Origin of the sequence: Microbacterium sp. T32, from assembly GCF_001619615.1 — a bacterium.
Lineage (GTDB): Bacteria > Actinomycetota > Actinomycetes > Actinomycetales > Microbacteriaceae > Microbacterium.
The window spans coordinates 141,740-156,074 of record NZ_LQQP01000009.1; the positions used below are offsets into that span (position 1 = coordinate 141,740).

General features: G+C 70.9%; 13 protein-coding genes. 12 read left to right on the forward strand and 1 reads right to left on the reverse strand.

All coding sequences use genetic code 11. The annotated features are described in order from the left end of the window. The first annotated feature begins 80 nt into the window (after window positions 1-80). Window positions 81-425, forward strand: a complete 345-nt coding sequence (locus AVW09_RS05025; RefSeq protein ID WP_022878844.1) for an Rv2175c family DNA-binding protein — start codon at window positions 81-83, stop codon at window positions 423-425. Window positions 426-495: 70 nt separating this feature from the next. Here AVW09_RS05025 and AVW09_RS05030 read toward each other — a convergent pair whose 3' ends face one another. After that, a complete protein-coding gene (locus AVW09_RS05030; RefSeq protein ID WP_063256971.1) occupies window positions 496-1,587 on the reverse strand; it encodes a polyprenyl synthetase family protein in 1,092 nt (363 codons plus the stop codon). 65 nt (window positions 1,588-1,652) lie between these two features. Between AVW09_RS05030 and AVW09_RS05035 the strand changes: the two genes are divergently transcribed. The 11 genes from AVW09_RS05035 (at window position 1,653) to murC (ending at window position 14,335) form a co-directional block, all read left to right on the forward strand. Continuing rightward, entirely contained in the window at window positions 1,653-2,039 is a 387-nt protein-coding gene (locus AVW09_RS05035; RefSeq protein ID WP_063256972.1) for a DUF3040 domain-containing protein, read from the forward strand. 329 nt (window positions 2,040-2,368) lie between these two features. Beyond that, a complete protein-coding gene (mraZ, locus tag AVW09_RS05040; protein WP_022878852.1) occupies window positions 2,369-2,800 on the forward strand; it encodes a division/cell wall cluster transcriptional repressor MraZ in 432 nt (143 codons plus the stop codon). A gap of 97 nt (window positions 2,801-2,897) precedes the next feature. Further along, window positions 2,898-3,851, forward strand: coding sequence for a 16S rRNA (cytosine(1402)-N(4))-methyltransferase RsmH (gene rsmH / locus AVW09_RS05045; protein ID WP_063256973.1), 954 nt, complete (start codon window positions 2,898-2,900; stop codon window positions 3,849-3,851). Continuing rightward, entirely contained in the window at window positions 3,848-4,450 is a 603-nt protein-coding gene (locus AVW09_RS05050) for a hypothetical protein (protein WP_063256974.1), read from the forward strand. The genes rsmH and AVW09_RS05050 overlap by 4 nt, the downstream gene beginning before the upstream one ends. Before the next feature lie 4 nt (window positions 4,451-4,454). After that, on the forward strand, window positions 4,455-6,263 hold the full coding sequence (locus AVW09_RS05055) for a peptidoglycan D,D-transpeptidase FtsI family protein (protein ID WP_063256975.1): 1,809 nt from the start codon (window positions 4,455-4,457) through the stop codon (window positions 6,261-6,263). 52 nt (window positions 6,264-6,315) lie between these two features. After that, the gene (locus AVW09_RS05060; protein WP_063256976.1) at window positions 6,316-7,728 is read left to right on the forward strand and encodes a UDP-N-acetylmuramoyl-tripeptide--D-alanyl-D-alanine ligase; all 1,413 of its coding nucleotides are present in this window, start codon (window positions 6,316-6,318) and stop codon (window positions 7,726-7,728) included. Further along, window positions 7,725-8,831, forward strand: a complete 1,107-nt coding sequence (gene mraY / locus AVW09_RS05065) for a phospho-N-acetylmuramoyl-pentapeptide-transferase (RefSeq protein WP_063256977.1) — start codon at window positions 7,725-7,727, stop codon at window positions 8,829-8,831. Before AVW09_RS05060 ends, mraY begins: the two co-directional genes overlap by 4 nt. Continuing rightward, window positions 8,828-10,348, forward strand: coding sequence for a UDP-N-acetylmuramoyl-L-alanine--D-glutamate ligase (gene murD, locus AVW09_RS05070; protein ID WP_063256978.1), 1,521 nt, complete (start codon window positions 8,828-8,830; stop codon window positions 10,346-10,348). Before mraY ends, murD begins: the two co-directional genes overlap by 4 nt. 17 nt (window positions 10,349-10,365) lie before the next feature. Beyond that, the gene (gene ftsW / locus AVW09_RS05075) at window positions 10,366-11,604 is read left to right on the forward strand and encodes a putative lipid II flippase FtsW (RefSeq protein ID WP_063256979.1); all 1,239 of its coding nucleotides are present in this window, start codon (window positions 10,366-10,368) and stop codon (window positions 11,602-11,604) included. Window positions 11,605-11,778: 174 nt separating this feature from the next. Continuing rightward, window positions 11,779-12,855, forward strand: coding sequence for a UDP-N-acetylglucosamine--N-acetylmuramyl-(pentapeptide) pyrophosphoryl-undecaprenol N-acetylglucosamine transferase (locus tag AVW09_RS05080; protein ID WP_063256980.1), 1,077 nt, complete (start codon window positions 11,779-11,781; stop codon window positions 12,853-12,855). Window positions 12,856-12,928: 73 nt separating this feature from the next. After that, a complete protein-coding gene (gene murC / locus AVW09_RS05085; protein ID WP_063256981.1) occupies window positions 12,929-14,335 on the forward strand; it encodes a UDP-N-acetylmuramate--L-alanine ligase in 1,407 nt (468 codons plus the stop codon).

Genomic DNA, 14,335 nt, shown 5'->3' on the forward strand with positions numbered 1-14,335 from the left:
AACGCGTGGGGCCGCTGTGACGGATGTGACGGGCGGTCTCGGACATCGTTCGGGCGGCCGCGGGATGAGATAGTGGCAAGGTGACCGACACGCCCCGCTTCCCTACCGAATGGCTGACGCTCCCCGACCTCGTCGACGTGCTGGGGGAGCCGCTCGGACGCGTCCGCCGCCTCCTCGACGAGAACTACCTGGTCGGTTCGCGTCGGGACGGCGTGCTGCGTGTTCCCGCGGTGTTCATCGTCGACGGCCGTCCGCTTCCGTCGCTGCGCGGCACGATCATCGTGCTCCACGACGCCGGGTTCGACGCCGACGAGACGATCGACTGGCTGCTCACGCCGGAAGAGACCATCGGGGTCGCCCCGATCGAGGCGCTCCTCGCGGGGCGCAAGAGCGAAGTGCGCCGCGTCGCGGCCACGCTCGCCTGAGCGCCTGAGCGCCTGAGCGCCTGAGCGCCTGAGCGCCTGAGCGCCCGCCCGAATTCGGGCGGAGGACGCCTCAGGACGTCCGCTGCGTGGCGGCGCGCGCGAGCGCGCGCAGCTCCTCGACGGCTCCGGAGCCGAGTCGCGCGCCCTCGAGCGCCTGCTCGGCCTGCCGCTCGTACTCGGCGATCAGCTCCTCCGTCCGAGAGAGAGCGCCCGTGGCCACGATCGTCTGCTGCAGGTCCCGGATGCGGGTGGCATCCAGGGTCCGATCCCCGAGCATCGCGTCGAGGTCGGCGCGCGCGTCGTCGGGGAGCGCCTGGCGCGCGTAGGCCACGAGCACCGTGCGCTTGCCCTCGCGCAGGTCGTCGCCGGAGGGCTTGCCCGTGACGGCGCTGTCGCCGAAGACGCCGAGAACGTCGTCGCGCAGCTGGAACGCCATCCCGATGTCGTGTCCGAACCGACCGAGGGCATCGAGCTGAGCGTCGTCGGCACCGGCGAGAGCGGCCCCGATCTGCAGCGGCTTCTGGATGCTGTAACGCGCCGACTTGTAGGACGCGACGCGCAGTGCGCGATCGGCGTGGTCCGCGTCCGCGTGGACGGCGTAGGCCGACTCCTCCGCGACGTCGAGGAACTGCCCGATCGTCACGTCCCGACGCATGTGCGCGTACTGCCGCCGGGTGGCCGCCGCGGTGGCGACACCCTCGAGGGATTCCTCGAGCAGATCGTCGCTCCATGCGACGAGCAGGTCACCGAGCAGGATGGCGGCGGAGCGCCCGAAAGCCTCGGAATCCCCGGCCCAGAGCGCGTCGGTGTGCACCGTCTGCAGCGCGCGGTGGGCGGCGGGCTGTCCGCGCCGGGTGTCGGAGTTGTCGATGAGGTCATCGTGCACGAGGGCCGCCGCCTGGAACACCTCGAGAGCGGCGGCGACGCCGATCGCGGCGGCGTCGGGAGCGGTCGCGGCGTCGCCGGAGATCTCCTCCACGGCGCGGCGCCCGGTGAGGAGGAAGCGGGCGCGGAGGCGCTTTCCTCCGCGCAGCGAAGAAGCGCCCGCGCGGGCCATCTTCTCGGCCTCTTCCCCCAGGCCGGAGGCGTACGATATCTGTTCAGATACGAACTTGTCGAGTCGCTGGGAAACAGCCTCGATCGGTTCCGGGGAGGTCGGCACGGGCCTAGCCTAGTGATCCTCGCCCCGCGTAGAATCGACCGTACTCAGCAATAGAGGGGGAAGGCATGCCACTCTCCGAACAGGAGCAGCGTCTGCTGGATGAGATGGAGCGCCATCTCATGAGTAACGACGCCGACGTCGTCACGGCCCCCAGTCGCGCGCTCAGCTATCGGAACATCGTCCTCGGCTCGATCCTCGTGCTCGCCGGTCTCGGTGCTCTCATCGCGGGCGTGTCGATCGGATTCAACACCGGTGTCCTCGGTATCGCCGTCGGCGTCGTCGGGTTCCTCGTGATGGTCGGCGGGGTCGTCTTCGCCGTCACCCCGACCCGCAACTCGTCGCGTCTGCCCTCTGCCCGGTCGGCGTCGACCAAGCGAAGCGCGCGCGCATCGGGCGGCTCCTTCATGGACCGCATGAACGACCGCTGGGACCGCCGCAACGACGGACACTGACACCCTCCGCTTCTTCTCGAGAACACCGGCTCTTCGGAGCCGGTGTTTTTTTGTGCCCGCGTGAGCGCGGGGAGGAAGAGGGATGCCGGCGGGCGAGACGCCCCCGCCCTCGGGTGAGGCCAGAATCCCTCCCTTTCCCTCCACCGGCGGCACCCCCGTGGGCCCGCGCCGCGTGATTCCGCGGTTCTCGCGACGACTCGGTCGAGGAGGAGCGGACCATACACGCCCCGGCATCCCTGGGAAAGGGCCACGTTTCGATAGCAAAGTGGAGGGTGGTGGAGTAAAGTGGGGGAAACTTCGCAGGCCGGACGAAGGGGGTGGACGCCCGAATGCTGCTCGGCACGCACACTCCCAAGCTCGACGACAAAGGGCGCGTCATCCTGCCCGCGAAGTTCCGTGACGATCTCGGCGCCGGAGTGGTGATCACCCGGGGGCAGGACCGCTGCCTCTACGTGTTCAGCACCGAGGAGTTCGAGCGCGTGCACGAGCGGATCCGCGAGGCGCCGCTCAGCAACAAGCAGGCCCGCGACTTCCTGCGCATGTTCCTCTCGGGGGCCAGCGCCGAGAAGCCCGACGGGCAGAACCGGATCACGGTCCCCCCGGCGCTGCGCGCCTACGCGGGGCTGGACCGCGAACTGGTCGTGACGGGTGTCGGCGCCCACGCCGAGATCTGGGACGCCGCGGCCTGGAACGCCTACGCCGAAAGCAACGAAGAGACCTACGCCGAGATGGAGCAGGAGGTGATCCCGGGACTGTTCTGATCGCCGGCTGTGATTCCCAGCCGCACGCCCTGACGCCACTTCCCCGGTGCCAGGTCGAGCGGATGGGGATCAGAGCCCACGATCCCACCCCGACATCATGGACATCCGCGACATCCACACCCCCGTGCTGCTCGAGCGCTGCGCCGAACTGCTCGCGCCGGCCCTGCAGCGCGACGGCGCCGTCTTCGTCGACGCGACGCTCGGCATGGGCGGGCACTCCGAGGCGTTCCTCGAGCGCTTCCCGGGCACCCGTCTCATCGGCCTCGACCGCGACACCGACGCCCTCCGCATCGCGGGGGAGCGCCTGGCCCGGTTCGAGGGGCGCACGACGTTCGTCCACACCGTCTACGACGGGATCGCGGATGCCGTGGCCTCCGCGGGGGTCGACAAGGTCGACGGCATCCTGTTCGACCTCGGTGTCTCGTCCCTGCAGCTCGACGAGGCCTCGCGCGGGTTCGCCTACGCGCAGGACGCCCCGCTCGACATGCGCATGGACCAGACGTCGGGCGTGACCGCCGCCGACATCCTCGCGACGTACGGCGAGGGCGACCTCCGCCGCATCTTCGAGCGGTACGGCGAGGAGAAGCTCGCCGCCCGCTACGCCCGGGCCATCATCGCCGCGCGCCAGCAGGCGCCGCTGGAGCGCTCCGGTCAGCTCGTCGACGTGCTGCAGGCCGCGACGCCGGCAGCGGTGCTGCGCGAGCGGCATCCCGCCAAGCGCGTCTTCCAGGCGCTGCGCATCGAGGTGAACGCCGAGCTGTCGGTGCTCGAGCGCGCGATTCCGGCCGCCCTCGGCGTGCTCGGGGTCGGGGGCCGCATCGTCGTGCTGTCGTACCAGTCGCTCGAGGACCGGCTGGTCAAGCGGGTCTTCGCGGACGCGTCGACCTCCACCGCCCCGCGCGGGCTGCCGGTGGAGCTGCCCGAGCACGCACCCACCTTTCGCCTGCTCGTGCGGGGGGCCGAGCTCGCCAGTGACGAAGAACGTGCGGTCAACCCGCGCGCCACCCCCGTGCGACTGCGCGCGGCCGAGCGGATCCAGGAGGACGCATGAGCGCTCCCCAGACCATCGACGCGGCGTTCCTGCCGGAGTTCCCGGTCCCCGTACGCGAGCCCCGGCGCCTGCACGTCGTCGACGCGCCGGCACGCCGGCGCGTTCCGCGGCGGGCGTTCGGCGTCGTCGCCGTCCTCGGGGCGGTGCTCATCGCGCTCGTGCAGATGGGAGTGTCGATCCTGACCACCCAGAGCTCGTTCGAGATCGCTTCGCTGACGCAGCAGCAGCGCGACCTGACCTACCAGAAGCAGATCCTGTACGACGACGTCGCGGGGCTGAACTCGCCGCAGTACCTCGCCGCGAACGCCGCCGCGCTCGGCATGGTCATCGACGAGACGCCGACGTACCTGCGTCTGAGCGATGGGGCCGTGGTCGGCGCGGGCAAGCCCGCCGAGGGCACCTCGTCGGTGGATGCCATGGGTCGAGGATCGGTCCGCAACGCCCTGATCTCGGGAGTGCCCCTCGTGACCGACCCTCAGAAGGCCGCGGAGCCGGCTCCGGTGACCGACGCGGCTGCGACCGACGCGCCCTCCGCGCCGGCCGCCTCCGCGACACCCCCGCCGATCAGCGACGGTCTGCCGACCCCTGCGACACGATAAGCACATGGCCACGCCGAAGACGACGCCGGTTTCCCGTTCCCCCCGACGGCGCACCCTGGTGGCGCTGTCCATCGTGCTCATCGTCCTGGTCGCCTTCGTGATCCGACTGGTCGATATCCAGGTCGTGAGCGCCCGCGAGCACGTGGACGAGTCCCTGTCCATGGGTCTGCAGAACTCGCGGATCGAGTACGGCTCGCGCGGCTCGATCGTCGACGAGAACGGGGTGACGCTGGCATCCAGCGTCCACCGCTACGACGTGCAGGTCGACCCGATGCTCGCGGCGCAAGGGCTCACCGACCGCAACGACGACGGCACGACCACGACCACCAAGACGTGGACCGACATCGCGGCGCAGATCGCCGGCATCCTCGGGAAGGATCCCGTCGAGGTCGAGAAGGTCGTGACGGATGCCGTGGCCGCCGATCCGGGTTCCCGTTACGCGATCATCGCGAGCGACGTCTCGACCGAGCAGTACCGCGCACTGGCCGACCTCGGACTGCCGTTCCTCACCTTCCCGCCGAAGGCGGGCCGCGTGTACCCGGACGGCGCGGTCGGGGGGAACCTGCTGGGCTTCGTGGGCGGCGACGGGCAGGCGCTCGCCGGGCTGGAACTCGCCGACAACGACTGCCTGTCCTCGCGGGACGGCAAGGTCGTGTTCCAGCAGGGCCGCGACGGCAACGTCCTGCCCGGCACGGAGGTCCAGACCGAGCCCGCCGTCGACGGTGGCACGCTCAAGCTCACGATCGACCGCGACCTGCAGTGGTACATGGGGCAGCTCATCGCCGAGCAGGTGCAGAACACCGGCGCGTTGCGCGGTGCCATCACGGTCGTGGAGGCGAAGACGGGCAAAGTGCGCGCCCTCGCGGAGTACCCGACGGTCGACCCCAACGACCCCACCGCCTCCCCGGCGACCGAGCGCGGCAGCTGGGCCTTCAGCGACCCCAACGAGCCCGGCTCGACGTTCAAGGCGCTCACGGCCGCCATCGGACTGGACAGCGGCTCCTTCACCACCGACACCACGGTGACGGCGTCCTCGACCGAGACCCTCAAGGGCGGCGCGCGCGTCTCGGACTCGTTCGTGCACGGGCCCAACGACTACACCCTCACCGGCGTGCTCATCGACTCCTCGAACGTCGGCATCTCGAAGTTCGCCGAGATGATTCCCGCGCAGACGCGGTACGACTACCTGCAGAAGTTCGGAGTCGGCTCGCCCACCGCGATCGACTTCCCCGGCGAGTCCGGCGGCATCCTGCACCCCGTCCAGGACTGGGGCGACCAGACGTTCTACAACACGTCGTTCGGTCAGGGCCTCGCGGTGACGATCCCGCAGCTCGTCGGCGCGTACCAGACGATCGCCAACGGGGGAGTGCGCATCCCGCTCTCGCTCGTCGAGAGCTGCACCGCGGCCGACGGTACGGTCACCGACGTCCCGTCCGAGCAGGGCCAGCGCGTCGTCTCCGCGGACACCGCGCAGAAGGTGTCGCAGATGCTCGAGAACGTCGCGACCCAGGGCACTCTGGCATCCCAGGTCGCCATCCCGGGCTACCGCATCGCGATCAAGACCGGTACGGGTGAGAAGACCGACCCCAACACGGGTGCGTACAAGCCCGACGCGTACTTCACGACGATGATCGGATTCGCCCCCGCGGACGACCCCCAGTACATCGTCGCGGTCAACCTCGACGAACCTCGGACGGTAAAGTCGTCTGCGGCCAACGCCCCCGCGTTCCAGAAGGCGCTCACCCAGGTGCTCAAGAACTACCGGGTGATCCCCTCCGGATCCACCAGCCCCCAACTGCCCAAGTTCGGCTGAGACGCCGGATGCCGGTCTCCTCCCGACACGGAAAGGGCGTCCGTACAGCGCAATGATCTCCACCACCCTGTCCCACATCGCCGCCGTTCTCGGCGGTCGTCTCGTGCTGCACGGCGACAACACGCCGGACACCACCGTCGACGGCCTCGTCGACACCGATTCCCGCCTCATCGAGCCGGGCGGCATCTTCGTCGCCAAACCGGGTGAGACCACCGACGGACACCTTTTCGTCCCCGCGGCGATCGAACGCGGCGCGGCTCTCGCCCTCGTCGAGCGCGAACTCGACGAGCCGGTCACCCAGGTGGTCGTCCCCGACGTCGTGGAGGCCCTCGGGGCTCTCGCCCGCGACGTCGTCGCACGCGTCCGCGGGGCGGGCGACCTGCGGATCGTCGGCATCACCGGCTCGAACGGCAAGACGACCACCAAGAACCTCCTCGCCCGCATCCTCGAGGACGAGGGCCCCACCGTGGCCCCGCGCGCGTCCTTCAACAACGAGGTCGGTGCGCCGCTCACGATGCTGCGGGTGACCGAGGACACGCGGTTCCTCGTGAGCGAGTTCGGCGCGAGCGGCCCCGGCGCCATCGCGCGGCTCGCGGGCCTCGTGACCCCCGACATCGGCGTCGTCCTCATGGTGGGCATGGCCCACGCGGGCGGCTTCGGCGGCATCGAAGCGACGTTCCACGCGAAGAGCGAGCTCGTGCGCGCGACCCGCGAGGGCGGTCTCGCCGTCCTCAACGCCGACGACCCCCGCGTGGCGGCCATGGAGCCGATCGCGCGCGAGCGCGGTCAGGACGTGCGCTGGTTCGGTCGCGGGGAACGCGCGGCCGTGCGCGCCGTGGACGTCGAGGTCTCGGCATCCGGGACCCGCGCCGACCTGCTCGTCGACGGCGTCGCGCACACGCTGACGCTGCGCGTGCTCGGCGAGCACCACGTCATGAATGCCCTCGCGGCCATCGCCGCGGCGACGGCGCTGGGCGTGTCGGCAGCCGATGCCATCGCGCGCCTCGAGACCGTCGAGATCGCCGAGCGCTGGCGCATGCAGCCGCTCGGCTCCGACCGCGTGCGCATCATCAACGACGCGTACAACGCCAGCCCCGACTCGATGGCCGCCGCCCTGCGCACGCTCGCGCAGATCACCGGCCCCGACGAGCGCACCGTCGCGGTGCTCGGCGCGATGAGCGAGCTCGGCGAGTACGCCGACGAGGAGCACGATCGCGTCGGTCTCCTGGCGGTGCGGCTCCGCATCCAGCGGATCGTCGTGATCGGCCAGGAGGCGCGCCGCATGTACCTCGAGGCGATCGCCCAGGGCTCGTGGGACGGCGAGGCCGTCTTCTTCCCGGATGCCGATTCCGCGTACGACTACCTCCTGGGCGAACTGCGCGACGGCGACCGTGTGCTGGTGAAGTCGTCCAACTCCGCCGGGCTGCGGTTCCTCGGCGACCGTCTGGGAGAATCGTTCGCGTGAGATCACTTCTGACGTCCGCGGGGATCTCTCTGGCCTTCACGCTCTTCCTCACTCCGGTGTTCCTGCGGGGATTCCGGAAGTGGGGCTGGGGACAGGTCATCCGTACGCCCGAGAACGTGCACAACCCCTCGCACGGGGCCAAGCGCGGCACGCCCACGATGGGCGGCACGATCTTCATCCTCGGCACGATCATCGGCTACTTCATCGGCGCATTCGCGGGGAACAACCCCCCGACCGTGTCGGGGCTGCTGGTCCTGTGGCTCATGCTCGGCTTCGGCGTCGTCGGGTTCATCGACGACTACATGAAGGTCCGCTTCCAGAACAGCCTCGGCCTCTCCGGGTGGCGCAAGATCGCCGGGCAGGTGATCGTGACGGTGCCGTTCGCGATCGTCGCGCTGAACTTCCCGAACGCGATCGGTCAGACGCCGGCGTCGGGGTACATCTCGATCTTCCGCGACATCCAGGTGCTCTCGCTGTTCGCGCTGGGTCCGATCCTCGGGTGGCTGCTGTACCTCGCCTGGATCTCGCTCATCGGGACGGCGACGTCCAACTCGGTGAACGTCGCCGACGGACTCGACGGCCTCGCGGCCGGCTCGGGCATCTTCGTCGTCGGTGCCTACAGCCTCATGGCGTTCTGGCAGAACAAGCAGATGTGCGCGGACGTGCTCGACGCGTCGGTCCAGGGCGGCTGCTATGCCGTCCGCGATCCGTTCGACCTCGCGATCGTGGGGGCCTCGTTCGTCGGCGCGCTCGTCGGGTTCCTGTGGTGGAACGCTCCCAAGGCGAAGGTCTTCATGGGCGACTGCGGGTCGATGGCGATCGGCGGGGTGATCGCGGCGATGGCGATCCTCACGCGCACCGAGCTGCTGCTCATCCTCATCGCCGGCGTCTACGTCATCGCATCCGGATCGGTGATCCTGCAGCGGATCTACTTCAAGATCACGCGCGGGAAGCGCCTCTTCCTCATGAGCCCCCTCCACCACCACCTCGAGATGCGCGGCTGGCCCGAGGTCACGATCGTCGTGCGCATGTGGATCATCGCGGGCCTCCTCGCCGTGTCGGGCGTCGGATTCTTCTACGTGGAATGGCTGTCGCGGGTATGAGCGCGGAACGGGTGGCATCCCTCACCAGCTGGTACGCCGACTGGCGCGGCCTGAAGGTCGCGGTGCTCGGTCTATCGGTCACGGGCTTCTCCGCCGCCGACACCCTCGCGGAGCTCGGCGCACAGGTGCTCGTCGTCACCGAGAAGGCGGATCCCGAGTACGCGCGGCTCCTGCCGGTGATCGGGGCGGAACTGCACGTCGGTCCGCTCGACGCGGTGCCGGCCGTCCTCACGGACTTCGCACCCGACGTCGTGATCGCCTCGCCCGGCTTCCCGCCCTCGCACCCGCTCATCGTGTGGGCGCGGGAGAACGGCATCCCGCTGTGGGGTGACGTCGAGCTCGCGTGGCGCGTGCGCGACAAGGTGGTGCGGCCCGACGGACGCCCCGCCGACTGGATCCTCATCACGGGCACGAACGGCAAGACGACCACCACGCGGCTCACCGCCGAGATGCTCGTCGCCGGCGGCCTGCGCGCCGTCCCGGTCGGGAATATCGGCACGCCGGTGCTCGACGCGGTCCGCGACCCGAACGGCTTCGACGCGCTCGTCGTCGAGCTCTCGAGCCATCAGCTCTGGTACCTCAACCTGCAGACCGGCCCGGACGCGCTCTCGCCGCACGCGGCCGTCTGCCTCAACCTCGCGGACGACCATCTCGAGTGGCACGGCAGCTTCGCCGCCTATCGGGATGCCAAGGCCGGCGTATACGCGCGGACCCGGGTCGCGTGCGTCTACAACAAGGCCGATCTCGTCACGCGCGAGATGGTCGAGGAGGCCGAGGTCGTCGAGGGCGCCCGCGCGATCGGCTTCGACCTCGGCGTCCCGGGTCCGAGCGATCTGGGCCTCGTCGACGGCATCCTCGTCGACCGCGCGTTCCTCGAGGAGCGCGCCACCTCGGCGCTGGAGCTCACGACCGTCGCCGACCTCGCCGAGCACGGCCTCGCAGCACCGCACGTCGTGTCGAACATCCTCGCCGCCGCCGCGCTCGCGCGTTCCCTGGGCGTCGCGCCGGGCGACATCCACGACGCGCTCGACCGCTTCCGCCTCGACCCGCACCGCATCCAGGTGATCGCCGCGCATCGCGGCGTGAGGTGGGTCGACGACTCCAAGGCCACCAACCCGCACGCCGCGGGGTCGTCGCTCGCGGCGTACCCCGGTGCCGTCTGGGTCGTCGGGGGCCTGCTGAAGGGCGTCGACCTCGCCGACCTCGTGCGCTCGCGCGGCGCGGCGACCCGGGCCGCCATCGTCATCGGCACCGACCGCGGCGAGATCGTGGCCGCGTTCGAGCGACACGCCCCGACGGTTCCGCTGTTCGAGGTCGACCACACGGAGACTGAGGACGTCATGGCACGGGTCGTCGAACTGGCGGCCGATGTGGCCCGGGACGGAGACACCGTTCTCCTCGCCCCCGCGGCGGCGTCGTTCGATCAGTTCGCCTCCTACGCCGATCGCGGTGATCGCTTCGCCGAGGCGGTGCGGGCGTGGATCGCCGGCCAGGACGAGGGAACCGACCGACCGTAGGACGAGGGGATCACCGCGTGACCACCACCGCACCCCCGCCCCGCCAGGCGCCCGAGGGCGAGCCGGCACGTTCCGGACTCGCCGCGCGCGTGTCCCTGGGCCGTGCGTTCCAGCCCGTGCCGAGCGAGTTCCTCCTCATCGCCTCGGCGGCGCTGCTGCTCACGGGCTTCGGCCTCGTGATGGTGCTGTCGGCGACCTCGGCGACGGACGGCGGCCAGAACCCCTTCGACCACGTGCTCAAGCAGGGGATCTTCGCCGTCATCGGCATCCCGTTGATGTTCGTGCTCAGCCGCGCGCCGATGCAGTTCTGGAAGCGCATCGCGTGGCCGGTGCTGATCTTCGCGACCCTGTTCCAGTTGCTCGTCTACGTGCCGGGCCTGGGCATCGAGTCGTACGGAAACCGCAACTGGGTGCAGATCGCCGGGTTCCAGTTCCAGCCGGCCGAGTTCCTCAAGCTCGCCCTCGCGCTGTGGATGGCGGCGGTGCTGTACCGCAAGCGCCGCCTGCTGACGTCGTGGAAGCACGTGTTCATCCCGGTCGTGCCCGTCGCGGTGATCGTGATCGGCACCGTGCTCGGCGGCAGGGACCTCGGCACGGTGATGATCCTCGTGCTGGTCGTTCTGGGTGCGCTGTTCTTCGCCGGGATCAAGCTGCGGATGTTCATCGTCCCGGCCGTGCTGTCGCTCGTGGTCGTCCTCGCGTCGGCGTTCGGCAGCGAGAACCGCATGGCGCGCATCGCCAACCTCTTCGACCCCGACGACGCTTCGTGCTACTACACCTCGTGCTATCAGTCGCTGCACGGGATCTGGGGCCTGGCGAGCGGGGGAGTGTTCGGGCTCGGCCTCGGCAACTCGAAGGAGAAGTACGACTGGCTCCCCGCGGCCGCGAACGACTACATCTTCGCGATCATCGGCGAAGAGCTCGGGCTCATCGGATGCCTCGTCGTCCTGGCCCTGTTCGCGCTGTTCGCGGTCGGCGCGTTCCACATCGTCCGCCGCACCGACGACACGTTCGTGCGCATCGTCGCGGGCTCGGTCACCCTCTGGATCGTCGGCCAGGCGATCGTGAACGTCGGTGTGGTGCTCCGCATCTTTCCGGTGCTGGGCGTGCCGCTGCCGTTCATGTCGCAGGGCGGCACGTCGCTGCTGTCGGTCCTCATCGCGTGCGGCGTCCTGCTGTCGTGCGCGCGCACGCTGCCGGATCGCCGCCCCGTCGCCGCGGCCCCGCCGCGCGCCGCGCGTCGCCGCCAGCGCTGAGCCCGGCGGGGCGGCGCGTCCGACGTCCAGATCACGTGGTCTGGCGGAGCGCACACGCCGTGGCGCGTCTTGCCGCGTGATCTCGGCCGGATCACGTGATCTGACGCAGTACCCCGGGGGCCTGGGGCGGGGCGCCGGGGCGGTGTCATCCGTCGGGCTGGTTAGGGTCGAAGGGTGACGACCACCCTTCTGGCCGGCGGCGGGACCGCCGGGCACGTGAACCCCCTGCTCGCCGTGGCCGACGGACTCCGCGCCCGCGACGCCGCCGACGAGGTCCTGGTGCTCGGCACCCGTGAGGGGCTCGAGGCCCGTCTCGTGCCCCTGCGCGGATACGAGCTGCTGTTCGTCGACAAGGTGCCGTTCCCGCGCCGTCCCGACCGCGCCGCTGCGGCCTTCCCGGGCCGGTTCCGCCGCGCGGTCGCGCAGGTCCGGCGCATCATCCGCGAGCGCGGCGTCGACGCTGTCGTGGGGTTCGGCGGCTACGCCGCAGCTCCCGCGTACGTCGCGGCGCGCCGGGAGCGCGTGCCGTTCGTCGTGCACGAGGCCAACGCGAAGCCGGGCCTCGCCAACGTCCTGGGCGCGCGCGCCGCGGCGGGGGTCGGCGTGGCGTTCGAGGGCACGCCGCTGCGCGGTGCCCGGGTCGTCGGCATGCCCCTGCGCCGCGAGATCGTGGACCTCGACCGCGCGGCCCTGCGCGCCGAGGCCGCCGCGCATTTCGGACTGGATGCCACCACCCCCACGCTCCTCGTGTTCGGCGGGTCGCTCGGGGCCCAACGTCTCAACGAGGCGTTCGGCGGTGCGTGGCGCGACGTGCTCGACGCCGGCTGGCAGCTGCTGCACGTGACGGGGGAGAAGTCCGACCTCGCCGACCCCGGGGTCCCCGGGTACGCGCTCGTGCGGTACGTCGACCGGATGGATCTGGCGTTCGCCCTCGCGGACTTCATCGTGTCGCGCTCGGGGGCGGCCACGGTGAGCGAGATCAGCGCGCTGGGGATCCCCGCCGTGTACGTGCCGTACGCCGTGGGAAACGGCGAGCAGAGCCTCAATGCGGCCTCCGCGGTGCGCGCCGGCGCGGCGCGGCTCATCGCCGACGCGGAGTTCATCGCCGATCGCGTACGGGGTGAGATCGTGCCGCTCCTGCGCGACACCGACGCGCGCGAGGCGATGCGCGCCGCGGCGGCGCGGACGGGGACCCGCGCCGGCACGGAGAACGTCATCGCCCTCCTGGACGCGGCGCTCGACCGGCGCTGAGGCGCGGGGCAGGCCGTCGCACCGGGCGCGCCGGGCCCGGGCCGTCACCCGCGCGACGTAGGATCGCAAGGTCATGATCAGACCCGACCTGAGCCTCCCCATCCCCGAGACCATCACGTCCGCGCATTTCATCGGCGTGGGCGGCTCCGGGATGTCCGGACTGGCGCGCATGTTCCTCGACCGCGGCATCCGGGTCTCCGGCTCCGACCGCGCCGACAGCGCCGCGCTGCGCGACCTCGCGGCTCGCGGCGCGACGGTCCACGTCGGTCACGACGCCGCCCACCTCGGCGACGCCGACACCGTGGTGCACACGGGCGCGATCTGGCCCGAGAACCCCGAGTTCGTGACGGCCAAGGAGCGCGGCCTGCACGTGATCCACCGGTCCCAGGCGCTCCACTGGCTCATCGGCGGGCGACGTCTCGTCTCGGTCGCCGGCGCGCACGGAAAGACCACGTCGACCGGCATGATCGTCACCGCCCTCCGGACGCTCGACGCCGACCCGACGTTCGTGAACGGCGGCGTCATCGCCGACCTCGGCGCTTCGAGCGGCACGGGGGCGGACGACCTGTTCGTGATCGAGGCCGACGAGTCCGACGGCACGTTCCTGCTGTACGACACGTCCGTCGCGCTGATCACCAACGTCGACCCCGACCACCTCGACCACTACGGCTCCCGTGAGGCCTTCGATGCGGCGTTCGCCCGCTTCGCCGACGCGGCGCGCGAGGCCGTCGTCGTGTCCGCCGACGATCCCGGGGCTCGGGCCGTGACCGCGCGTCTGACCCACCCGAACGTCGTGACGTTCGGCCAGGATGCCGCGGCCGACGTGCGCCTGACCGGCATCCGCACCGAGGGTCCCGTCGCCTTCACCCTCACCGCGGGCGGCGAGAGCGTCGACGTGCAGCTGCGGGTGCCCGGCGCGCACAACGCGGTGAACGCCGCCGGTGCCGTCGCGGTGCTGCGCGTGCTGGGCTACGGCCTCGTCGAGGCCGCCCGCGCGGTCGAGGACTTCGGCGGAACCGTCCGCCGGTTCGAGCTCCACGGCGTCGAGCGCGGCGTCAGCGTGTACGACGACTACGCGCACCACCCGACGGAGGTGGCGGCCGCTCTGTCGGCCGCGCGGACGGTCGTGGGCGAGGGACGCATCATCGCGATCCAGCAGCCGCACACCTACTCGCGCACGCAGGAGATGTACCGCGAGTTCGCCGAGGTCCTCGAGTCGCTGGCCGATCACACCGTCATGCTCGACGTGTACGGCGCGCGTGAGGACCCCGTGCCCGGGGTCACCGGCGAGCTGGTGAGCAACGCCTTCGCCGACCCGGAGCACGTGCACTACGTCCCGGACTGGCAGAGCGCCGCGGACTACACCGCGCGCATCGCGCGTCCCGGCGACTACGTCATCACCCTCGGCTGCGGGAACGTGTACCAGATCATCCCGCAGGTGCTCGAGGCGCTCTCCCGCACCGAGGCCGCGGCGGTCTGA

What these genes read in the sequence shown, in the direction of transcription:
- murD (WP_063256978.1), top strand. Translation starts at nt 8,828, where the DNA reads ATGAGCGCGGAACGGGTGGCATCCCTCACCAGCTGGTACGCCGACTGG.
- AVW09_RS05050 (WP_063256974.1), top strand. Translation starts at nt 3,848, where the DNA reads ATGAGCGCTCCCCAGACCATCGACGCGGCGTTCCTGCCGGAGTTCCCG.
- rsmH (WP_063256973.1), top strand. Translation starts at nt 2,898, where the DNA reads ATGGACATCCGCGACATCCACACCCCCGTGCTGCTCGAGCGCTGCGCC.
- AVW09_RS05035 (WP_063256972.1), top strand. Translation starts at nt 1,653, where the DNA reads ATGCCACTCTCCGAACAGGAGCAGCGTCTGCTGGATGAGATGGAGCGC.
- mraZ (WP_022878852.1), top strand. Translation starts at nt 2,369, where the DNA reads ATGCTGCTCGGCACGCACACTCCCAAGCTCGACGACAAAGGGCGCGTC.
- AVW09_RS05055 (WP_063256975.1), top strand. Translation starts at nt 4,455, where the DNA reads ATGGCCACGCCGAAGACGACGCCGGTTTCCCGTTCCCCCCGACGGCGC.
- murC (WP_063256981.1), top strand. Translation starts at nt 12,929, where the DNA reads ATGATCAGACCCGACCTGAGCCTCCCCATCCCCGAGACCATCACGTCC.
- AVW09_RS05060 (WP_063256976.1), top strand. Translation starts at nt 6,316, where the DNA reads ATGATCTCCACCACCCTGTCCCACATCGCCGCCGTTCTCGGCGGTCGT.